Genomic DNA, 22,624 nt, shown 5'->3' on the forward strand with positions numbered 1-22,624 from the left:
TCATGGCCGTCACGGGACCGGAGGCCCCCGGTGAACGGCAGTCGAGGAGCGGGCCGCTCGATAACCCGGGGGCGGTGCGCCGCCGGGCTGCCTATCCTTGGGCACGACATGCAGAATCCAACCGCCTCCGTCGCGACCGATCCCGTTCGCGAGCTGCACCGCCGCCTCACCCCTCTGATGTTCCGCGACCAGCGCCGACTCCAGCGGCGGCTGGACGGTGCCCGCAAGCTGCGCGACCCGCAGCGTCGGGAGGCGGCGCTGACCGAGATCACCGCCGACCTGGTCCGGGCCGAGCAGCGGCTCGCCGCCCGCCAGGCCGCGGTGCCCGTGATCACGTACCCGGCGGGTCTGCCGGTCAGTGAGCGCAAGGACGACATCGCCACGGCCATCCGCGACCACCAGGTGGTGATCGTGGCGGGCGAGACCGGCTCCGGCAAGACCACCCAGATCCCCAAGATCTGCCTGGAGCTGGGGCGCGGCGTGCACGGCCTGATCGGGCACACCCAGCCCCGGCGGTTGGCCGCCCGCACGGTGGCCGACCGGATCGCCGACGAGCTGGGCACCGAGCTGGGTGACGTGGTCGGCTACAAGGTGCGCTTCACCGACCAGGTCAGCGAACGCAGCCTGGTGAAGCTGATGACCGACGGCATCCTGCTGGCCGAGCTGCAGACCGACCGGATGCTGCGCCAGTACGACACGCTGATCATCGACGAGGCGCACGAGCGCAGCCTCAACATCGACTTCATCCTCGGGTACCTGCGGGAGCTGCTGCCCCGCCGACCCGACCTCAAGGTGATCATCACCTCGGCGACCATCGAGACCGACCGGTTCGCCAAGCACTTCGCTGACACCGAGGGCAGTCCCGCGCCGGTCGTCGAGGTCTCCGGACGCACCTATCCGGTCGAGGTCCGCTACCGCCCGCTGGTCGAGCTCGCCGAGGGCGAGGACGACGGCGACGCCGACGAGGAGAACGTCCGCGACCAGATCCAGGCGATCGGCGACGCCGTCGAGGAGCTGGCCGCCGAGGGCCCCGGCGACATCCTGGTCTTCCTCAGCGGCGAGCGGGAGATCCGGGACACCGCCGACGCGCTGGGCAAGCTGGTGCAGAAGAAGCGAACGCTGCTCGGCACCGAGATCCTGCCGCTGTACGCGCGGCTCTCCTCCGCCGAGCAGCACCGGGTCTTCGCCGCGCACAACTCCCGTCGGGTGGTGCTCGCCACCAACGTCGCGGAGACCTCGCTGACAGTGCCCGGCATCAAGTACGTGGTGGACCCGGGCACCGCCCGCATCTCCCGCTACTCCAGCCGGCTCAAGGTGCAGCGGCTGCCGATCGAGCCGATCTCCCAGGCCTCGGCCAACCAGCGCAAGGGCCGCTGCGGCCGTACGTCGGACGGCATCTGCATCCGCCTCTACGACGAGCAGGACTTCGCGTCCCGGCCCGAGTTCACCGACCCGGAGATCCTGCGGACCAACCTGGCGTCGGTCATCCTCCAGATGACAGCGATCGGGCTCGGCGATCTCGCCGCGTTCCCGTTCATCGACCCGCCGGACAAGCGCAACATCACCGACGGTGTCAATCTGCTGCACGAGTTGGGCGCGTTGGACCCGACCGAGGTTGACCCGGCGAAGCGGCTCACCGCGCTCGGTCGGCGGCTGGCCCAGCTGCCTGTCGACCCGCGACTGGCCCGGATGGTGGTCGAGGGCGAGCGCAACGGCTGCGCCACCGAGGTGCTGGTGATCGCCGCCGCGCTCTCCATCCAGGACCCGCGGGAGCGACCGGCGGAGAAGCAGGCCCAGGCCGACCAGGCGCACGCCCGGTTCGCCGACAAGGAGTCGGACTTCGTCGCCTACCTCAATCTGTGGCGTTACCTGCGCGAGCAACAGCGCGAGCTGTCCTCCAGCGCCTTCCGCCGGATGTGCAAGGCGGAGTACCTGAACTACCTGCGGATCCGCGAGTGGCAGGACATCGTCAGCCAACTGCGCCAGGTGCTGCGTACCCCGGGCGAGGGCGACCGGCGCGGTGGACGGCCGGCGCCCGACACCCCGGCCGACGCGGACGCCGGCCGGGCCCGCCGTGGTGGCGCGGACCTGCCGGAGGAGATCGACACCCCGAAGGTGCACCAGTCGCTGCTGCCCGGCCTGCTGTCGCACATCGGCCTCAAGGACGCCCAGAAACACGAGTACCTGGGGGCGCGGGGGGCGAAGTTCGCTGTCTTCCCCGGATCGGCGTTGTTCAAGAAGCCGCCGCGCTGGGTGATGGCCGCCGAGTTGGTGGAGACATCCCGGCTGTGGGGCCGCATCGCCGGTCGGGTCGAGCCGGAGTGGGTCGAGCCCCTCGCCCAGCACCTGGTCAAGCGCAGTTACAGCGAGCCGCACTGGGAGAAGAAGCAGGCCGCGGTGATGGCCTACGAGAAGGTCACCCTGTACGGCGTTCCGCTGGTCAGCTCCCGCAAGGTCAACTTCGGGCGGATCGACCCGACGCTGAGCCGGGAGCTGTTCATCAGGCACGCCCTGGTCGAGGGTGACTGGCAGACCCACCACCAGTTCTGGGCGGAGAACAAGCGGCTGCTCGCCGAGATCGAGGAGCTGGAGAGCCGGGCCCGACGCCGGGACATCCTGGTCGACGACGAGACCATCTTCGGCTTCTACGACCAGCGGATCCCGGCCGACGTCTCCTCCGGCCGACACTTCGACTCGTGGTGGAAGAAGACCCGCCGCGAGCGACCCGACCTGCTCACCTTCACCCGCGACCTGCTGATCAACGATGGTCGGGCGGGCGTGGCCGAGGACGACTACCCGGACGAGTGGCAGACCGACGGGGTGAGTCTCCCGCTGACGTACCGGTTCGAGCCGGGCACGCCGGACGACGGCGTCACAGTGGACATCCCGTTGCCGCTGCTCAACCAGGTGCCGGCGGAGAGCTTCGACTGGCAGGTGCCGGGGCTGCGCGAGGAGACGGTGATCGCGCTGATCCGCTCGCTGCCGAAGGCGATCCGCCGCAACTTCGTCCCGGTGCCGGACTACGCCCGGGCCGCCCTGGCGGCGATCACGCCCGGCGAGGAGTCGCTGCTGGACGCGCTCACCCGGCAGCTGCGCCGGATGACCGGGGTGACAGTGCCCCGCGATGCCTGGGAGCCGGGCAAGCTCCCGCCGCACCTGCGGGTGACCTTCCGGGTGCTCGGCGACGACGAGAAGCCGGTCGCCGAGGGCAAGGACCTGCCGGCCCTGCAACGCCAACTCCGCCAGGAGGTACGCCAAACGGTGGCGGCCGCCGCGCCGGAGGTGGCCCGCACGGGCCTGCGGGAGTGGAGCATCGGCACGCTGCCCCGCACCATCGAGCAGGTCCGGGCCGGCTACGCGGTCACCGCGTACCCGGCGCTGGTGGACGAGGGCGCCACGGTCGGGGTGCGGGTGTTCGACTCCCCCGCCGAGGCGGAGGCGGCGCACTGGGCGGGCACCCGCCGGCTGCTGCGGCTCACCGTGCCGTCCCCGGCTCGGTTCCTGCAGGGGCGGCTGAGCAACGAGGCGAAGCTGGCGCTGAGCCGTAACCCGCACGGCGGTGTACAGGAGTTGATCGAGGACGCCGCGGGCGCGGCCATCGACCGGCTGATCGCTGCGGCCGGTGGGCCGGCGTGGGACGCCGACGGTTTCGCGGCGGTGCGTGAGAAGGTCCGCGCCGACCTGGTCGACACCGTCGTCGAGGTGATGGACCGGGTCCGCAAGGTCCTCGCCGCCGCGTACGCCGTCGAGCAGCGCCTCGGCGCGACCCGCAACCTCGCCGTGGTGGCGGCGCTGGCCGACATCCGCAACCAGCTCGCCGGGCTGGTGCACGCCGGGTTCATCACCGAGACCGGGTACGCGCGCCTGCCCGACCTGCTGCGCTACCTCACCGCCATCGAACGTCGACTGGACCGCCTCGGCGGCAACCCGCAACGCGACCGCCAACAGCAGGACCGGATCGCCGTGGTGCAGAAGGAGTACGCCGACCTGCTCGCCAACCTGCCGCCGGCCCGTCGGCAGGAGACGGCGGTCCGGCAGATCCGCTGGATGATCGAGGAGCTGCGGGTGAACGTCTTCGCCCAGGCGCTGGGCACCCCGTACCCCGTCTCGGAGCAGCGAATCTACCGCGCGATGGACGACGCCGAGGGCCGCTGACGCCGGTCAGAGCGGGTCCACCCCGGGCGGGAGCTCGTCGCGGTCGATGGCCGACTGAATGTAGTCGAGCAGGATGCGGCGCAGCTCCCGGCCGGCGTGGGTGGGTACGACGTCACGGCGGCGGGCCACCGCGATGGTCCGCCGCACCCCGGGCGGGGCGAGCGGGGTGATCCGCACGCCCGGTCGGCGCGCCAGCACGATGCCGGGCACGAGCGCGATGCCGAGCCCCGCCTCGACGAAGCTGAGCACGGCGTCCATCTCGCCGCCGTCCACCGCGAAGCTCGGTTCGAAGCCCGCCTCCCGGCAGGCCTGGATGGTCGCGTCGCGCAGGTCGTACCCCTCCCGGAACATCACCATCGGCTGGTCCCGAAGGTCGGTGATGCGCAGCTCGCCCGTCGCCGAGGCGGTCGGCACCTCGTCCACCGAGGCCACCACCAGGCTCTCCCGCAGGATCGGGTCGACCCGCAGACCCGGGTCGGCGCCCTGCGACGGCATGATGATCAGCGCCAGGTCCAGATCCCCGCGCAGCAGGTCACGGACGAGGTCCTGGGAGCCGCCCTCCTCGACGCGCAGGTCGACCGTGGGGTGCGCGTCGCGGAACCGGCGCAGCACCGGCGGGGCGAGCGAGGTGGCCAGGCTGGGGGTGGCCCCGAGCCGGACCCGGCCCCGGCGCAGCCCGACCAGCTCCTGGACCTCCCGGGTCGCCGTCTCCACGTCGGCGAGGATGCGGGTGGCCAACGGCAGCAGCACCTCACCCGCCGCGGTGAGCGCGATGTTGCCCCTTACCCGCTCGAACAGGGGCGCCCCGAGGTCGGCCTCCAGAGCGTGAATTTGCTTACTGAGAGAAGGCTGAGTGATGCCGACCAGGTCGGCGGCTTGGGTGAAATGTCGTACTTCGGCCACCGCGACGAAGTACCGGAGCTGATGGAGCTGCATCTACATAGCCTACGGCTATCAACGCTGCGAGTTTGATGCATTGGACGACTGATCGAAGTGCTCCTAGCGTCGGTCTCGTGGTAATGACGAAAACTCGGTCGCCCATCCGCTCGAACGTCGGCCTCAAGGCCGTCATGGCGGTGACGGGCATCCTGCTGGTGCTCTTCCTCATCGCCCACATGCTGGGGAACCTGAAGGTGTTCACGGGGGAAACCTCGTTCGACCACTACGCGCACTGGCTGCGCGACATCGGCAAGCCACTGCTGCCCGGCGTCTGGTTCCTGTGGATCCTGCGCACCGTGCTGGTGGTGGCGGTCGTCGCCCACATCGTGGCCGCCACCGTGCTGGCCCGGCGGGCCCGCGCCGCCCGCCCGGTCAAGTACGCCCACCGCAAGAAGGTCAACGGCAGCTACGCCGCGCGCACGATGCGCTGGGGCGGCGTGATCATCCTGCTCTTCGTGATCTACCACCTCCTGGACCTGACCACCGGCACGCTGAACCCGGTCGGCAACGAGAGCAAGCCGTACGGCAACGTCGTCGCCGACTTCGCGCCGGAGCGCTGGTACGTCACGCTCTTCTACACGCTCGCCATCGTCACGGTGGGCTTCCACCTGCGCCACGGCGCGTTCAGCGCGTTCCGCAGCCTCGGCCAGCAGACGCCGCGCGGCGAGCGGCGGGCGCGTACCGCAGCTCTGGTCTTCGCCGTGCTGCTCTGCGCCGGGTACCTGGTGGTCCCGTTCGCCGTACTCACCGGATTGGTGTCCTGACATGGAACTCTTCACCGAGGGCGACCCGATCGCCGACACCAAGGCTCCCGCCGGCCCGGTCGAGAAGCGTTGGGAGACCCGGCGCTTCGAGGCCAAGCTGGTCAACCCCGCCAACCGCCGCAAGATGACGGTGATCGTGGTCGGCACCGGCCTGGCCGGCGGCTCGGCCGCCGCCACCCTGGCCGAGCAGGGCTACCACGTGAAGTCCTACTGCTACCAGGACAGCCCGCGCCGCGCGCACTCCATCGCGGCCCAGGGCGGCATCAACGCGGCGAAGAACTACCGCAACGACGGCGACTCCGTCCACCGGCTCTTCTACGACACCGTCAAGGGCGGCGACTTCCGCTCCCGCGAGTCGAACGTGCACCGGCTGGCCGAGGTCTCGGTCAACATCATCGACCAGTGCGTCGCCCAGGGCGTGCCCTTCGCCCGCGAGTACGGCGGTCTGCTGGACACCCGCTCCTTCGGTGGCGCCCAGGTGCAGCGCACCTTCTACGCCCGGGGCCAGACGGGTCAGCAGCTGCTGCTCGGCGCGTACCAGGCCCTGGAGCGGCAGATCGGCCTGGGCAACGTGGAGATGAACGCCCGGCACGAGATGCTGGAGCTCGTCCTCGTCGACGGCAAGGCCCGGGGCATCGTCGTCCGGGACCTGGTCACCGGCGAGATCAGCACCGAGATGGCCGACGCCGTGGTGCTCGCCTCCGGCGGCTACGGCAACGTCTTCTACCTCTCCACCAACGCCAAGGGCTGCAACGTCACCGCCACCTGGCGGGCGCACCGCAAGGGCGCGTACTTCGCCAACCCCTGCTACACGCAGATCCACCCGACCTGCATCCCGGTCTCCGGCGACCACCAGTCAAAGCTGACCCTGATGAGCGAGTCGCTGCGCAACGACGGCCGGGTCTGGGTGCCGAAGACCAAGGGCGACGACCGCAACCCGAAGGACATTCCGGAGGACGAGCGGGACTACTACCTGGAGCGGATCTACCCCTCCTTTGGCAACCTGGTCCCCCGCGACATCGCCTCCCGGGCCGCCAAGAACGTCTGCGACGAGGGCCGCGGCGTCGGCCCGACCAAGCTCGGCGTCTACCTCGACTTCGCCGACGCGATCAACCGGCTCGGCCGCAAGGCCATCGAGGCCAAGTACGGCAACCTCTTCGAGATGTACGAGCGGATCACCGGCGAGGACCCGTACGAGGTGCCGATGCGCATCTACCCCGCCGTGCACTACACGATGGGCGGCCTGTGGGTCGACTACGACCTCCAGTCGAACATCCCCGGCCTGTTCGTGATCGGTGAGGCGAACTTCTCCGACCACGGCGCGAACCGGCTCGGCGCCTCGGCGCTGATGCAGGGCCTCGCCGACGGCTACTTCGTGCTGCCCACCACCATCGCCAACTACCTGGCCTCCGGTCCCCTCGACAAGGTCGACGCCAGCCACCCGGCGGCGATCGAGGCCCGCAACGACGTCGAGGACCGCGTCCGGCGGCTGCTCGCCGTCAACGGCGACCGGACCGTGGACTCGTTCCACCGCGAGCTGGGCCAGATCATGTGGGAACACTGCGGCATGGAGCGCAGCGAGGCCGGCCTGCGCAAGGCGATCGGTGAGATCCGCTCGCTGCGCGAGGCGTTCTGGCAGCGGGTCAAGGTGTCCGGCACCGGCGAGGAACTCAACCAGTCGCTGGAGAAGGCCGGCCGGGTGGCCGACTTCTTCGAACTGGCCGAGCTGATGTGCATCGACGCCCTGCACCGCGAGGAGTCCTGCGGCGGCCACTTCCGGGCCGAGCACCAGACCCCCGACGGTGAGGCGCAGCGCGACGACGACCGGTTCGCGTACGTGGCGGCCTGGGAGTTCACCGCCGACGGTGAGCCCTCGGTGCTGCACAAGGAAGACCTGAAGTTCGAATACGTCCACCCCACGCAGCGGAGCTACAAGTGAACCTGACCCTGCGCATCTGGCGCCAGAAGGGCCCTGAGGACAAGGGTCGGATGGTGACCTACCCGGTCGACGACGTGTCCCCGGACATGTCGTTCCTGGAGATGCTCGACGTGCTCAACGAGCGGCTGATCCTCTCCGGCGAGGACCCGGTGGCGTTCGACCACGACTGCCGCGAGGGCATCTGCGGCATGTGCGGCCTGATGATCAACGGTGACGCGCACGGGCCGCAGCGCGGCACCACCGCGTGCCAGCTGCACATGCGGCAGTTCAAGGACGGCGAGACGATCGACATCGAGCCGTGGCGGGCCAGCGCCTTCCCGGTCGTCAAGGACCTGGTGGTCAACCGCAGCGCCTTCGACAGGATCATCGCGGCTGGCGGCTACGTCACCGCGCCGACCGGCAGCGCGCCCGAGGCCCACTCCACCCCGGTGGCCAAGGCCAACGCCGACGCCGCCTTCGAGTCGGCGGCCTGCATCGGCTGCGGCGCGTGCGTGGCCGCCTGCCCGAACGGCTCCGGCATGCTCTTCACCGCCGCCAAGCTCACTCAGCTCTCGCTGCTGCCGCAGGGCCAGCCCGAGCGGTACACCCGGGTGATCGGCATGGTCGACGCGCACGACGAGGCCGGCTTCGGCGGCTGCACCAACGCCGGCGAATGCACCCCGGCCTGCCCGAAGGGCATCCCGCTGGACACCATCGGCCGCCTCAACCGCGACTACCTCACGGCCACCGCCAAGGGCGCCAACAACACCCCCGGTTCCTGAGGGTCCAGCCCCGTACCGAACGCCCGACCGCCGTACCCCACGCTCTTTCCGGGGTACGGCGGTCGGGCGGGCTCTGGGCGGGCTCACTCTCGGTCGTTGGTTGCGGTGGGGCTGGGGCGGCCGTCCCCGGCTCCGGGCGGTCAGGCTTGATCCCTCCGCCGGGGACGGCCGCCCCAGCCTGACCCCGGTCGCGGCCCGTCCGCATCGCATGATCCACTCGCGTTTCAGGAAATCGGCCGGTTACCGCACGCCGGATACCGCGATTTCAAGAAACCCGAGTGGATCCACCCGATCTCGGCCCAGCTGACCCCGACACCACCACGACAAAGGGGTCAAGACGGACGAGCCGCCACTCAAGGACCCGCGCACACCCGGGTGACCCCCGCCCGGGTGACCTTCGGAGGTGCGGCATCGAGCGGCAGCAACCGGTGTCAGGGCTCACGGACCTCCGCAGGAACGCACAGACGGACGCCCATCAGCGAGGCCTGGGGGGCGACCGTCACCGGCGTAGGGATCAAGCCTGACCGCCCGAAGCCGGGGACGGCCGCCCCCCAGGCCCCCACCGCAACCACCACCAACCCGAGGGGAATGGTCACCCCGGGCCCCACCCCAACCACCGCGAACCCCGAGGCAGACCAGGCCCGGAAGGCAGGAATCCGGGACGGACGGCCGGTTCAAGTGCCCGAGCCCGGGTAGCAGTCCTCTCAGGCAGCGTGGAGAGGGGACGAGGGACATGAAGGCACTCACCTGGCAGGGCAAGCGGGACGTACGGGTCGAGGAGGTCCCGGACCCTCGGATCGAGGAGCCGACCGACGCGATCGTGAAGATCACCTCGACCGCTATCTGCGGTTCCGACCTGCACCTGTACGAGGTGCTCGGGCCGTACCTGAAGCCCGGTGACATCCTGGGCCACGAGCCGATGGGCATCGTCGAGGAGGTCGGGCCGGAGGTGACCGGGCTCAAGCCCGGCGACCGGGTGGTGGTGCCGTTCAACATCGCCTGCGGCAGTTGCTGGATGTGTTCGCGCCAGCTCTACGCCCAGTGCGAGACCACCCAGGTCACCAGCGAGGGCAAGGGCGCGGCCCTGTTCGGCTACACCTCGCTCTACGGTTCGGTGCCGGGCGGGCAGGCCGAGTACCTGCGCGTCCCGCAGGCCCACTTCGGGCCGATCAAGATCCCGCAGACCGGCGCCGACGAGCGGTACCTCTACCTGTCCGACATCCTGCCGACCGCCTGGCAGGCGGTGAAGTACGCGGACACCCCACCGGGTGGCACCCTGGCCGTCTTCGGGTTGGGTCCGGTCGGGCAGTTCTGCGCACGGATCGGCCGCCACCTCGGCGCGGGCCGGGTGATCGGGCTGGACCTGGTGCCCGAGCGGCTGGAACTGGCCCGCCGGCACGGCATCGAGGTGCTCGACGTCAGCGAGCTGTCCGACGTGCCGGGCGCGCTGATCGACCTGGTCGACGGCCGCGGCCCGGATGCGGTGATCGACGCGGTGGGTATGGAGGCGCACGGTTCGCCAATGGGCAAGCTGGCCCAGACGGCCGCCGGGCTGCTGCCGGACAAGGTGGCCCAGACGATGACCGACCGGGCGGGGGTGGACCGACTCTCCGTCCTGCACGCCGCGCTCAAGGCGGTACGCCGCGGTGGGACGGTGTCGATCTCCGGGGTGTACGGCGGTGAGGCGGACCCGATGCCGCTGATGGAGATGTTCGACCGGGGTGTCCAGCTGCGGATGGGGCAGTGTCACGTGCGCCGGTGGACCGACGAGATCCTGCCGCTGCTCGCCGGCGACGACGACCCGCTGGGCGTGGAGGACCTGCGTACCCACCGGGTGCCGCTGGCCCGGGCGCCGCAGGCGTACGAGATGTTCCAGAAGAAGGAGGACGGCTGCATCAAGGTCGTGCTCGCACCATGAGGGCGAGGGGTGCGCCGTGAGCCGGGTGGTCGTGATCGTTGGTGGGAGCAGCGGGATCGGCCGGGCGACGGCGCGGGCGTTCGCCGAGCGCGGCGACCGCCTGGTCCTCGCTGCCCGCGCCGCCACGACCCTGGCCGAGGTACGCGCCGAGTGCGCCGAGGCCGAGGTGCTGACCGTGCCGACCGACGTGACCGAGCCGGACGCGCTGGACACGCTCGCGGGCGCGGCGGTCGAGCGTTTCGGCCGCATCGACGTGTGGGTGCACACGGCGGCGGTGATGGCCTACGGGCGCTTCGACGAGCTGCCGGAACAGGTCTTCGACCAGGTGGTGCGGACCGACCTGCTCGGCGCGGCGGCCTCGGTGCGGGTGGCGTTGCGGCACTTTCGGGTCGCCGGGGCCGGCACGGTGATCCTCACCGGGTCGGTTCTCGGGCACATCACCGCGCCGTACATGAGCGCGTACGTGACGAGCAAGTGGGGGTTGCAGGGTCTCGTCCGGGCGGTGCAGCAGGAGTTGCGCGACCGCCCGGCGATCCGGCTGTGCCTGGTCAACCCGGGCAGCGTGGACACTCCCGTGTACCAGCAGGCGGCCAACTACCTGGGCCGGATCGGGCGGCCACCCGCGCCGATCGCCCGGCCGCAGCGGGTGGCGCGGGCCATCGTGGACTGTGTGGACCGGCCCCGCCGGGAGGTGTCGGTGGGCCGGCTCAACGTGGTGCTGCGCGCCGGTTTCACCGTACTGCCGGGGGTTTATGACGTGTTGGTCGGACCGTTGATGCGGGCGGCGGGGCTCAGCGGACGCCCGGTCGCCGCGCACGACGGCTCGGTCTTCGCGCCGAACCCGGCCGGCGAGGCGGTGCACGGTGGTCACCTTCCCGACCTGCGGCAACTCGTGTTCGGACCGGTTGGCGCGGTGGGCGCCGCGCTGCGCCGGCGGCTCGGCTGAGCCACTCAGGACGATCCGGGGGCGTCGTGTATCGATCAACTCGCATAGGGTGGTGGGCCAGCAAGCGCTCTGGCGCACCACGATCGGGGAGACGATTCATCATGCGACTGAACCGCAGAACGGCACTCGGCCTGGGCACCGTGGCCACCGTCGGCACGGTGCTGGGCGCCGCCGCCCCGGCGAGCGCCGCCGAGGCCACCGAGACGTCGCCGACCACCCCCGCTCGGGCCGCCCGACGGGTCGCCGCCGTCTTCACCAAGCACAGCACCGAGGCCGGTGGCAACTGGCAGGCGTACGTCAGCGTCGCCGACCCGGCCGGTGCGCCGGTGGTCGCGGTGCAGGCCGACGCGGACCGGCGGATCGAGGCGTACAGCGTCAACAAGATCGCGGTCGCCACGGCGGTGCTCGACAAGGTCGACCGAGGGCTGCTCACCCTGGACCAGCAGGTCGAGGTGAGCGCGGCGATCGTCGTACCGGGCGGTGACGGCATCTTCAGCCTCGACGGCGCGTACCCGAGCCGGGTGACCATCGGGCACGTGCTGGCCAACCTGCTGACCGTCTCGGACGACACGGCGGTGCGGCTGTGCGGCCTGGTCGCCCCGGCCGCCGAGATCAACTCCATCCTGGTCGCCAAGGGCTTCCCGAACACCCAGGTCGAGCCGGTGGCCAACCCGAACCGGTTCTTCCTCGGCACCAGCACCCCGCGCGAGACGCACGACCTGCTGCGCGCCCTGGTCGCCGGCACGCTGCTCTCCCCCGCCTCGACGACGTACCTGTTGGGCCTGCTGCGCTCCCCGGTGGCGTTCACCGACGGCATCCGGCGCACGATGTCCTCCGACGAGCGAGCCCGGGTCGCCACCAAGGCCGGCTGGTTCGCCGACGCCCGGCACGAGGCCGGGGTGATCTTCGACCGTTCCGGTGCGGCGGTGCTCACCTACGCGCTCTTCGCCGACGGGCAGGCCAACCCGGAGGACTTCGGCGCGACCCACCCGGCGGTGCAGGCCCGGGCCGCCATGGGCCCCAAGTTCCTGGCCGCGGTGGACCGGATCGCCGGCGTGGGGACCACGTTCCGGATCACCGCCCGACGCCCCAGCAACGGCGGCTGACGCCATCCCGGGTCGGTCGCCACCGTCGGCGACCGACCCGGCGTGGCGACCGCCGGGGCACGGGTCGGTTCGGGTGACTACCGTGTAGGGCGGACACGTCGGAGGGACGGCAATGGCACGAGCGCGGAGCACGGACATCGAACGGTCGCTCGGGCGGCGGATGCGCGGCGCGGCTGGGCTGGCCGCGCTGGCCGGCCTGGCCTGGGTCGCCCGGGATGTGCCGGCGGCGCTCGGCGGCCGGCTCAGCGGGGCCCGCGCCGAACGGGCGGCCCGCTCGCCCCAGTTCCGCGACGGCACCTTCCACAACCAGGCCGGCACCCGCACGATGGTCGCCGAGCCGGGCCGCAACCTGGTCCGCGAGCTGATCTTCGGTAAGCAGAAGCGGCGCCCGACCACACCGGTGCCGCTGCTGCGGCCCGGCACGACGGACGCCGCCGACGCGGCCGACGAGCTGAACATCGTCTGGTACGGGCACGCCTCGACGCTGATCGAGATCGAGGGCCGGCGGGTGCTGCTCGACCCGGTGTGGAGCGACAGGTGCTCCCCGTCTCCTCTGGTCGGCCCGCGCCGGCTGCACGAGCCACCGGTCGGCATCGACGAGCTGCCCCCGCTGGACGCCATCCTGATCTCCCACGACCACTACGACCACCTCGACATGGCCACCGTGCGGGCGCTGCTCGCCGGGCAGTCCGCGCCGTTCCTGGTACCGCTCGGCGTGGGCGCGCACCTGGACCGCTGGGGCGTACCCGCCGAGCGGATCATCGAGCTGGACTGGTCCGAGTCGCACCAGGTCGCCGGCCTGGAGATCACCGCGACGGCCGCCCAGCACTTCTCCGGCCGTGGGCTGCGCCGCGACGGCACCCTCTGGAGTTCCTGGGTGGTGGCCGGGGCCCGCCGCAAGGTCTTCTACACCGGCGACTCCGGTTACTTCGCCGGGTACGCGGAGATCGGCGCCGAGCACGGGCCGTTCGACGTGACGCTGATGCAGATCGGCGCGTACGACCGGGCGTGGCCGACGATCCACATGTTCCCGGAGGAGGCGGTGAACGCCCACCTCGACCTGCGTGGCGGGCTGTTCGTGCCGGTGCACTGGGCGACGTTCAACCTGGCGCTGCACGACTGGTCCGAGCCGGTCGACCGGTTGTGGGCCGAGGCGAAAGCCCGCGACGTGCGACTCGCCGTGCCCCGCCCCGGCGAGCGGGTGGTGGTCGACGAACCGCCCGCCGTCGACGGCTGGTGGCAGGCCATCGCCTGAGCGGTCAGGTCGGTCAGAGCACGAACGCGTCGGTCCAGAGCGCGCCGGACCGGCCGGAGAGGGCGTCCAGCATGGCCACCGCCTGACCGTCGGTGAGCTGCGCGACGAAATCGACGATGGCCCGGCCCCGGGCCCGACCGATCCGGTCCGGGGTACGCGGGTGCAGCTCGGCCTCGGCCAACTCGACCAGGTCGTGCAGCCGGCGGGGCAGCCGGGATTCCTCCTCCGGGTCGAGCAGCCACTCCCAGAGGGCCTCGACCAGGGTGCCCAGCAGCCGGGCCTGACCGCGCTGGTGCAGGGCGAGGTCCGGGCGGGCCAGCACGAACCGGTGGTGCACGAACTTGAGCACCTGCACTTCGTGCCACTGCGCGCAGCCGAGCAGCACGTACCCGGAGCGCACCGACGGCTGATCGGTGACGGTGATCGCCTCGACGAAGCGGGTGGACCAGCGGGCGGAGAAACGCGCCACGTACTGCTCGGCCTCGATCGAGCCGTCGAACGGCATCGCGAGCAGCCCGTCGACCAGCTCCTCGCGGACGTGCTCGACGGCGGCGGCGAACGCGTCGTCGTCGGCGATCCAGGCGTCCTTGCGGTGCAGTTGTCGACGCAACCGCTCGATCGCCGCCCCGGGTCGCCGCGCCGACGTGGCCAACGCCGCGTCGGTGATCGCCCGGAAGTGCCCGCTCTCGCGCTGCCAGGCCATCAACTCGGCGGAGACCGACCCCTGCTGGAGCACACCGACCCGGTAGAAGTCCTCCACGTCGTGGATGGCGTACGCGATGTCGTCGGCGGTGTCCATCACGGACGCCTCCACCGTCTGCTGCCAGTCCGGGATGCGGCCGGCGAACGGCTCCCGGGCCTGCCGCAGGTCGTCCAGCTCGGTGCGGTACGCGCCGAACTTCGACGAGCCGCTGTCCGGGTCGTCCGGCGGAGGGGTGGCTCCGCGCGGCGGCGGATCCATCGTGCGCGGGTGCGGGTCGGGGTGGTCCAGCCGGGTCCACGGGTACTTCAGCATCGCCGCGCGGACCGCCGCCGTCAGGTCCAGCCCGGTGGTGGCCGCGCCCCGGATCTCGGTGCTGGTGACGATCCGGTACGACTGCGCGTTGCCCTCGAACCCGTCGGAGAGGCCGAGGCGCTGACGGGCCAGCCGGTCCAGCACCCGCTCCCCCAGGTGCCCGAACGGTGGGTGGCCGAGGTCGTGGGCGAGCGCCGCCGCCTCCACCACGTCGGGGTCGAGGCCGCCGAGCTTGTCCAGCAGGTCACGCCACCGCTCGTCGGCCGTCAGCCGCTCGGCGATGGCCCGGGCCACCTGGGCGACCTTGAGGCTGTGGGTGAGCCGGTTGTGCACCAGCAGCCCGGAGCCGACCGGGCTGATCACCTGGGTGACACCGCCGAGGCGGGCGAAGAACGGCGAGCCGACGATCCGGTCCCGGTCGGCGCGGAACGGGTTGGCCGCGAGGTCGCCGAGGGCCCGGGCGCTGCCGCCGAAGAGCCGCCGGGCGCGCGGCTCCGCAGCAGATTCCATGATCGCCACGCTAGCGCAGGCCCGCCGGGACCGCCGCCGGTCACCCCGGCCAGCCGCGACGACAGCTGTCGGGGCCGCCCGGCAGAATGCAGGCGGTACCCACTCCCGAAGGCGGATCGAGATCGTGACCCAGTCTGTTCATCAGCGGATCGCCGACGAGCTCGGCGTGGCCGAGCGTCAGGTGCGGGCGGCCGTGGAGCTGCTCGACGGCGGCGCCACAGTGCCGTTCATCGCCCGTTACCGCAAGGAGGCCACCGGCCTGCTCGACGACACCCAGCTGCGCACCCTGGAGGAGCGGCTGCGCTACCTGCGCGAGCTGGACGAGCGGCGGGCGGCCGTCCTGGAGTCGATCCGCGGTCAGGGCAAGTTGGACGAGGCCCTGGAAGCGCAGATCATGGCCGCCGACTCGAAGTCGCGGCTGGAGGACATCTACCTGCCCTACAAGCCGAAGCGGCGGACCCGGGCCCAGATCGCCCGCGAGGCCGGCCTCGCCCCGCTGGCCGAGACGCTGCTGGCCGACCCGACCCAGGACCCGAAGGCCACCGCCGCCGCGTTCGTCGACGCGGAGAAGGGCGTCGCCGACGCGGCCGCCGCGCTGGAGGGCGCGCGGGCCATCCTCATCGAGACCTTCGCCGAGGACGCCGACCTGATCGGCACGCTGCGCGAGCAGATGTGGTCGCGGGGCCGGCTGGTTTCCCGGGTACGCGACGGTCAGGAGGCCGCCGGCGCCAAGTTCGCCGACTACTTCGACTTCTCCGAGCCGTACCCGAAGCTGCCCTCGCACCGGATCCTGGCGATGTTCCGGGGCGAGAAGGAGGGCGTGCTCGACCTGACCATGGAGCCGGAGGAGGCCGGTGAGGCGGACGCGGCGCCGACCGGCCCGACCCGGTACGAGGCGGCCATCGCCGGCCGGTTCGGGGTGTCCGACGCGGGCCGCCCGGCCGACCGCTGGCTGACCGACACGGTCCGCTGGGCGTGGCGTACCCGGATCCTCATCCACCTCGGCGCGGACCTGCGGATGCGGCTGTGGCAGGCCGCCGAGGAGGAGGCGGTGCGGGTCTTCGCCACCAACCTGCGGGACCTGCTGCTCGCCGCGCCGGCCGGCACCCGGCCCACCATGGGCCTGGACCCGGGCCTGCGCACCGGCGTGAAGGTGGCGGTGGTGGACGCCACCGGCAAGGTGGTCGCCACCGACACCATCTACCCGCACGAGCCGCGCCGGCAGTGGGACGCGTCGGTGGAGACCCTGGCCCGACTGGCCGGGGCGCACGGGGTGGAGCTGATCGCGATCGGCAATGGCACCGCCTCCCGCGAGACGGACAAGCTCGCCGGTGACCTGATCGCCCGGCACCCGCAGCTCAACCTGACCAAGGTGATGGTCTCCGAGGCCGGCGCGTCGGTCTACTCCGCCTCCGCGTACGCCGCGCAGGAGCTGCCCGGGATGGACGTGTCGCTGCGCGGCGCGGTCTCCATCGCCCGGCGTCTGCAGGATCCCCTGGCAGAGCTGGTCAAGATCGACCCGCGGTCGATCGGCGTCGGCCAGTACCAGCATGACCTGTCCGAGGTGAAGCTGTCCCGGTCGCTGGACGCGGTGGTGGAGGACTGCGTCAACGCGGTCGGCGTGGACGTCAACACCGCCTCCGCGCCGCTGCTGACCCGGGTCTCCGGGATCGGCGCCGGGCTGGCCGAGAACATCGTGCTGCACCGGGACGCCAACGGGCCGTTCCGCTCGCGTACCGAGTTGAAGAAGGTGGCCCGGCTCGGCCCGAAGGCGTTCGAGCAGTGCGCCGGCTTCCTGCGCATCCCCGGCGGCGACGACCCACTGGACTCGTCCAGCGTGCACCCCGAGGCGTACCCGGTGGTGCGCCGGATCCTGACCAGCACCGGTCAGGATCTGCGCTCGGTGATCGGTAAGAGCACGATCCTGCGCGGGCTGCGGGCCACCGACTTCGTCGACGACCGGTTCGGCCTGCCCACCGTCACCGACATCATCGCCGAGCTGGAGAAGCCGGGCCGCGATCCCCGCCCCGAGTTCCGCACCGCCACCTTCGTCGAGGGGGTGGAGAAGATCAGCGACCTGACGCCCGGCATGGTGCTGGAAGGGGTGGTCACCAACGTGGCCGCGTTCGGCGCGTTCGTGGACGTCGGGGTGCACCAGGACGGTCTGGTGCACGTCTCGGCGATGTCCCGGACCTTCGTGAAGGACCCCCGCGAGGTGGTGAAGTCCGGCGACGTGGTCAAGGTCCGGGTGCTCGATGTGGACGTACCCCGCAAGCGCATCTCGTTGACCCTGCGCCTGGACGACGAGCCGGCGGCCGGCGGTGCTGGTCGGACGAGCCAGGAGGGGCGTGGCGGCCCGGCGCAGCGCGCACCGCAGGGCGGTCGTGGCGGCCAGGGCGGTGGCGGCGGCCAAGGTGGCCGCGGCGGGCAGGGAGGTCGTGGCGGGCAGGGCGGTGCCGGCGGGCAGGGTGGTCGTGGCGGTCAGGGTGGTCGCGGCGGCGGGCAGCACGGCGGTCGCGGCGGGCAGCAGCGGCAGGGCGCACCGGCGCCGGCCAACGACGCGATGGCCGAAGCCCTGCGCCGCGCCGGCCTGGCCTGACCCCGGTCAACCGGCGCGAGCGATCGACCGAAACGCCCCCGCCACAGCAGATCTTGGACAGTTTCCGTTCAGACGGAACGGAAACTGTCCAAGATCGGAGTCCGTCCGGGCGACGACCCGCGCGAAACGCGAGCCAGGCCGATGACGTGGTCGCGGCCGGTGGCCGCGACGGTGAGTCGATCCCGTTGCGGACGCTGCTCACCCGGTTGCTGGACGACGGGACCGACGAGCCAGACCCCACCACCAGACCTGCTGCACCACGAGGGTGAGCAGTCCGGCCAGGACGATCGCACACAGGTTGATCACCAGTTGGAGGGCCGAGCCGCCCGCTTCGTCCCACACTCCGTAGGCGGCGGCCACCGCCACGTTCGCGGCGGCCGGGACCGTGGTCACCGAGATCAGCACGCCGACCAGGCTGCCGGACTTCTTCGACGTCAACGAGAGCATCCCGGCCACGCCGGCAAGTAGACCGACCACCCAGGACAGCGCGTCCGGCCGCCAGATGAAGTCGGTGAGCGGACGTTCGGCGAGCAGCATCTCCCGACTGACCAGGCCGGCGGCGGTCAACGCCCAGGTGCTCAGCACGGTGACCGCCATGGCCGCCATAAAACCGACAGTCAGGGCAAGCACCGAGCGGCCGATCACGTCCAACCGACGACGTAGCAACGCCACGCAGAGCGCGGCGAGCGGGCCGAACTCCGGACCGACCACCATCGCCCCGACAATGAGGATCGGCTGGTCCAACAGCACACCGATGCCGGCGATCATGGTGGCCACCACGATCAGTACGAGGTAGGTGCCGGACAGTTCGGTCTGCTCGCCAGTCTTCGCGGCGATCTCGTCCCAGACCACCGCGTCCGCCCCGCTGCCCGGTGCCCGCTCCGCCGCTCGGTCAGCCGCGGCGGAGACGGTCAACTCCACATCGTCGGCCGCGATGCCGCCGGTGTCGTCCACCCCCATCCGCTGCAACTCCTGCAACACCCGGTCGGCGCTCTCCCGCACGACGTCGAACTGGATGAGGTCGCCCGGGGGCTGCCGGGCGACGCCGGGCAGCACCACCAGGTGGGTCACGCCGGGCTCGGCGGCCAGCAGGTCGATCACGTTCGCCGACTGCTCCGGCGAAGCGATCACCCTCAGGTGCAGCACGTGTCCTCCCCCTCACCCGACCGGCCGGTCCCCTACCCGCCCGACCGGCCGGTCGAGACCCTACCGCCCGGCCGCCGGCCGCACCGACCGCAGGAGGGCGTACGGCTGCTGAACCCGCAATGGCCTGGTCGACCGACCCTGCCCGGCGACGCGTGCCGGGCGCAACCACGCGGCGGGTTGCCGGGCAGGGCAGCCGCGCCGGGCAAAGAACCTCTTGCGGCATCCTTTGGAGCTGATGCGGCAAACGAATCGCGCCGTATCCCGCGCCACCGCGTCGCTCCGAATCTGATACGACGAGCGGGTCATGCCGTGATGTCACAAACGGGTCAGCTCGAAAGGACTCGCCAAGCACTCCCAGACCGGGCGCGGGACACAGGTGGCGCAGGGGAGGACGGGACCGTCCACAGCGGCGGCTGTGGACGACCCCGCGCAGCGCCCGCTCGACCCGCTCGGCACTGGCGGCGCGCGGAGAGCGAATGGCCCGCAGGAGCGCAGCGGGCGGCTGGACGCTGTCATCGACCTGGGTGCGGTCGGCGTGGTCGACCCCGCGGTGGACCTGATCGTCCGGCACACGCTGCGGGCCGTACTCGACTGAGCCGGTGGCGTACCGTCACCCTCGTGGGTGAGCGGGACGCCCGGGAGTGGCGGGATCAGCAGCGGCAGGCGGTGCGGGCGCACGCCGACGCGGACGCGCGGCGGCGGGCCGCCGAGCACGCGCAGGCGGCGGACCTGGTGGCCTGGTTCGTGGCTGAGGCCACCCGGCGAGGGCTGCCCACCACCCGGTTGGCCGCCCGGGGGTACGACGGGCGTGGACGCTACCGGACCAGGCTGACCGGCTGGTATGTCGACCGGGCCGAGACCCGGGCGGTGGACGTGGATGGCCGGTTCCACCTGTTGACAGTGCCGGGTGGTTGGCGGGCCTGGCTCTTCGGTGTCGACCCGGAACCCAGCCCGGCGCCGTTGGTCGTCGGGGCCGGCGGTCGCGACGGCGAGTCGATCCCGTTGCGGACGCTGCTCACCCGGTTGCTGGACGACGGGACCGGCGAGCCGGGTTCGACCCCCGCCCGACTCTGAGGGGGCCGGCCGGCCCGTCTCACATGCGGTGGCCGGCCACCGTCACCGTCACGTCCGCCGGGGTGACCGACGAGGTCAGCCCCCGCATCGGGCTGCCGGACGTCGTCGAGAACAGCGCGAGCGGTTTCAGCCGCCTGTTCCACACCGAATAGCGCGAACGGTCGTTTGTCCATAGTAGCGACCCCCTATGATTGATTCATCCTCGTTTGACCAGTTCAAACCAAAGGCCCAATTGGTGAATCTCGTACGCATTCAAGAGGATCCTCACTGCATTTCGTCAGGAATCACGCCATGCTGAGTGTTCCGCTCGCTGGCGGAATCGTTCTCGCACTCGTCGTCGGCACGCTGCTGCAACCGCTCGTTCTTCGCCTGCTGAGAGCAGCAGCGGTGCTCGACATACCGTCGGAGCGGTCCTCGCACAGCACACCGGTTCCGCGCGGCGGGGGCGTGGGAGTCGCCGCGGCGGCGGGGCTCGCGCTTCTCCTGAACGAACACGCCCGGTCCATCGCCGTACCGCTGCTCTTCTTCGCGGCGATCGGGCTCCTGGAAGACCTGCGGGGGGTCCCGATCCGCAGCCGACTGCTCCTGCAGGTGCTGGCCGGCCTGGGCACGGCGGTGATCCTGGTGCCCGGCGGACAGACCTGGTACGTCCACGTGCTCCTCGTCCTCGCCCTGGCGGCCTGGGTGACCTCGTACGTGAACGCCTTCAACTTCATGGACGGCATCAACGGCATCTCGGCCGTGCACGCGATCCTCGGCGGGTTGGCGTACGCCGTGCTCGGAGTGCTCACGGACCTTCCGCTACTGATCGCGGCCGGCAGTCTGATCGCCGCCGCCTCGCTGACATTCCTGCCCTGGAACGCCTGGGTCGCGAAGGTCTTTCTCGGCGATGTCGGGTCGTACGCCCTGGGCGGTGCGCTCAGCACGATCGCCGCCTACGCCATCGTGCGCGGCACGCCGCCGGAGGCCGCCGTGGCGCCACTCGCGTTGTATCTCGCCGACACGGGCTGGACGCTCCTGCGCCGCATCAGCAAGGGCGAAGCCTGGTACCGCCCCCACCGCAACCACGCCTATCAGCGGCTGACGGACGGCGGTTGGTCGCACCAGCGGGTCACCGCGACGACCGCCGTCGTCGGCGCGGCAGTGGCCGGCTGCCTGGTCGCCGCGTCCTTCAGCGGACCAGTCACCCGGGTCGCGCTGGACGCCACGGCCCTCGCCATCCTCGCCGCCTACCTCGCTGCCCCCGCCTGGCTCACCGCACAGCGGGCCCAGCCTTCGCCGGAAGGAAGAACGATCCATGCCAGAACTGTCAGCTCAACGAGCCGGTGACCCGGCCGGCCCCGGGAACCGGCCGGTGAAGAAGGTCGCGGTGCTGGGCAGCAGCGGCTTCGTCGGCCGCGCGGTCGTCGCCGAGCTGCGCAGCAGAGGTGTCGAGGTCCAACTCGTCTCCGCACCGCGCCTGTCGTGGCCACTCACCGAGTCACTCCGGAGCAATTCGGTGCCGGCGGATCTCCAGCGGGACGTCGTCGATGCCCTCGCCGCACAGCTCGACGGCGCACACGTCGTGATCAACACGGCCGGGCTGCCGAACGGGTCCGCCCCGGACAGCGCGGAGTTGTACGGCGGAAACGCACTGCTGCCCACCCTCGTCGCCCGAGCCAGCGCCCTCGTCAACGCCGACCGGCTGGTCCACGTCAGCTCGGCGGCGGCGCAGGGGGCGATGGATCTCGACGAGACATCGCGGACGATGCCCTTCTCGCCGTACTCCCGCTCGAAGGCGGTCGGCGAACGCCTGCTGCAACGCGAGGACTGCATCGATACGGTCATCTATCGGTCGACCTGGGTTCACGACGTGGATCGACCGAACACCAGGGCGCTCGTCCGGCTCGCGCAGTCGCGGATGAGCTGCGTCGCCGGGGACGGTACCGCGCCGACACCCCAGGTCCTCATCGACGACGTCGCCGCGGCGATCGCCCACCTCGGGCTCGTCGGCGGCCCGGTGCCGCCCATCGTGCTCCAGCCGCACAACGGCATGACGACAGGGCTGCTGCTGCGCCTGCTCGGTGGCCGCGAGCCACTGCACCTCCCACCACTGATGGCGCGGTACGCGACGCGCTGCGTCACCGCGTACGGGCGGACGGGTCTGCACGCCAACGCGCACGCCCGTCGGGTGGAGATGCTCCTGTTCGGCAAGCGGCAGACGCCGGGCTGGCTCACCGACCAGGGGTTGGCGCCCACGCTGCGCCCCGAGGCGTGGGAGCGGCTGAGGACTGCCGGCGCCGAGCCGACACCCGCCGCGACGCCGAACGCCGACGCCGTGGCGCGGCCCCGAACAGGTGACCGGCGACCGGTCGACACGAGCGGAGCGGACGCGGAAAACCGCTCCCTGACGACGTAGCTCCGCCCCCAACAGGAAGGCTCTCCATGGCTCTCGCCCCCGGGTCAGGCCCGACCGACCTGATCGGTTCCTTTGCTGCTCCGGCCACGGTGGCAGCGC

The 22,624-nt window shown here is 71.6% G+C and carries 16 protein-coding genes; 13 read left to right on the top strand and 3 right to left on the bottom strand.

Annotation, left to right across the window (positions count from 1 at the left end; translation table 11 throughout):
• Positions 1-108: 108 nt before the first annotated feature.
• Positions 109-4,155, top strand: a complete 4,047-nt coding sequence (gene hrpA, locus IF22_RS0122410) for an ATP-dependent RNA helicase HrpA (RefSeq protein WP_030335097.1) — start codon at positions 109-111, stop codon at positions 4,153-4,155.
• Between the two features lie 6 nt (positions 4,156-4,161).
• Here hrpA and IF22_RS0122415 read toward each other — a convergent pair whose 3' ends face one another.
• The gene (locus IF22_RS0122415) at positions 4,162-5,091 is read right to left on the bottom strand and encodes a LysR family transcriptional regulator (RefSeq protein WP_030335099.1); all 930 of its coding nucleotides are present in this window, start codon (positions 5,089-5,091) and stop codon (positions 4,162-4,164) included.
• Between the two features lie 83 nt (positions 5,092-5,174).
• Here IF22_RS0122415 and IF22_RS0122420 point away from each other — a divergent pair, with 83 nt between their 5' ends.
• From IF22_RS0122420 to IF22_RS0122455, 7 genes are all read left to right on the top strand, one after another.
• Positions 5,175-5,858 carry a succinate dehydrogenase cytochrome b subunit gene (locus IF22_RS0122420; RefSeq protein WP_081883961.1) on the top strand — a complete coding sequence of 228 codons (684 nt, stop codon included), beginning with the start codon at positions 5,175-5,177 and terminating at the stop codon, positions 5,856-5,858.
• A gap of 1 nt (position 5,859) precedes the next feature.
• Positions 5,860-7,797, top strand: coding sequence for a fumarate reductase/succinate dehydrogenase flavoprotein subunit (locus IF22_RS0122425; protein WP_030335103.1), 1,938 nt, complete (start codon positions 5,860-5,862; stop codon positions 7,795-7,797).
• On the top strand, positions 7,794-8,558 hold the full coding sequence (locus IF22_RS0122430) for a succinate dehydrogenase/fumarate reductase iron-sulfur subunit (protein ID WP_030335105.1): 765 nt from the start codon (positions 7,794-7,796) through the stop codon (positions 8,556-8,558). Before IF22_RS0122425 ends, IF22_RS0122430 begins: the two co-directional genes overlap by 4 nt.
• Positions 8,559-9,291: 733 nt before the next feature.
• Positions 9,292-10,476 carry a zinc-dependent alcohol dehydrogenase gene (locus IF22_RS0122440; protein ID WP_030335107.1) on the top strand — a complete coding sequence of 395 codons (1,185 nt, stop codon included), beginning with the start codon at positions 9,292-9,294 and terminating at the stop codon, positions 10,474-10,476.
• Between the two features lie 16 nt (positions 10,477-10,492).
• Positions 10,493-11,422 carry an SDR family NAD(P)-dependent oxidoreductase gene (locus IF22_RS0122445; RefSeq protein WP_030335110.1) on the top strand — a complete coding sequence of 310 codons (930 nt, stop codon included), beginning with the start codon at positions 10,493-10,495 and terminating at the stop codon, positions 11,420-11,422.
• A 101-nt stretch (positions 11,423-11,523) separates the two neighbouring features.
• Positions 11,524-12,528: a serine hydrolase gene (locus tag IF22_RS0122450; RefSeq protein WP_030335112.1), complete on the top strand. Its 1,005-nt coding sequence runs from the start codon at positions 11,524-11,526 to the stop codon at positions 12,526-12,528.
• 160 nt (positions 12,529-12,688) lie between these two features.
• The gene (locus tag IF22_RS0122455) at positions 12,689-13,783 is read left to right on the top strand and encodes an MBL fold metallo-hydrolase (protein WP_030335114.1); all 1,095 of its coding nucleotides are present in this window, start codon (positions 12,689-12,691) and stop codon (positions 13,781-13,783) included.
• A 13-nt stretch (positions 13,784-13,796) separates the two neighbouring features.
• On the opposite strand, the gene IF22_RS0122460 is transcribed toward IF22_RS0122455, so the two are convergent.
• Positions 13,797-15,308 (bottom strand): deoxyguanosinetriphosphate triphosphohydrolase family protein, encoded by a 1,512-nt coding sequence (locus tag IF22_RS0122460; RefSeq protein WP_030335115.1) that lies wholly within the window; start codon positions 15,306-15,308, stop codon positions 13,797-13,799.
• Between the two features lie 124 nt (positions 15,309-15,432).
• Here IF22_RS0122460 and IF22_RS0122465 point away from each other — a divergent pair, with 124 nt between their 5' ends.
• Positions 15,433-17,907, top strand: a complete 2,475-nt coding sequence (locus IF22_RS0122465; protein ID WP_030335117.1) for a Tex family protein — start codon at positions 15,433-15,435, stop codon at positions 17,905-17,907.
• A 198-nt stretch (positions 17,908-18,105) separates the two neighbouring features.
• On the opposite strand, the gene IF22_RS0122470 is transcribed toward IF22_RS0122465, so the two are convergent.
• The gene (locus tag IF22_RS0122470; RefSeq protein ID WP_030335119.1) at positions 18,106-19,053 is read right to left on the bottom strand and encodes a DUF389 domain-containing protein; all 948 of its coding nucleotides are present in this window, start codon (positions 19,051-19,053) and stop codon (positions 18,106-18,108) included.
• 415 nt (positions 19,054-19,468) lie between these two features.
• On the opposite strand from IF22_RS0122470, the gene IF22_RS0122475 reads away from it, so the two are divergent.
• The 4 genes from IF22_RS0122475 to IF22_RS0122495 all read left to right on the top strand — a co-directional run bounded on the left by IF22_RS0122475 (position 19,469) and on the right by IF22_RS0122495 (position 22,525).
• On the top strand, positions 19,469-19,648 hold the full coding sequence (locus IF22_RS0122475) for a hypothetical protein (protein WP_030335121.1): 180 nt from the start codon (positions 19,469-19,471) through the stop codon (positions 19,646-19,648).
• A gap of 23 nt (positions 19,649-19,671) precedes the next feature.
• Complete coding sequence (locus tag IF22_RS0122480; protein WP_036412082.1) at positions 19,672-20,127, top strand: hypothetical protein; 456 nt, start codon at positions 19,672-19,674, stop codon at positions 20,125-20,127.
• Between the two features lie 291 nt (positions 20,128-20,418).
• A complete protein-coding gene (locus IF22_RS0122490) occupies positions 20,419-21,456 on the top strand; it encodes an MraY family glycosyltransferase (protein WP_051708714.1) in 1,038 nt (345 codons plus the stop codon).
• Complete coding sequence (locus IF22_RS0122495; RefSeq protein WP_081883963.1) at positions 21,425-22,525, top strand: NAD-dependent epimerase/dehydratase family protein; 1,101 nt, start codon at positions 21,425-21,427, stop codon at positions 22,523-22,525. Before IF22_RS0122490 ends, IF22_RS0122495 begins: the two co-directional genes overlap by 32 nt.
• The last annotated feature ends 99 nt before the right edge of the window (positions 22,526-22,624 follow it).

The organism is Micromonospora parva (assembly GCF_000718515.1).
Classification (GTDB): Bacteria; Actinomycetota; Actinomycetes; order Mycobacteriales; family Micromonosporaceae; genus Micromonospora; species Micromonospora parva.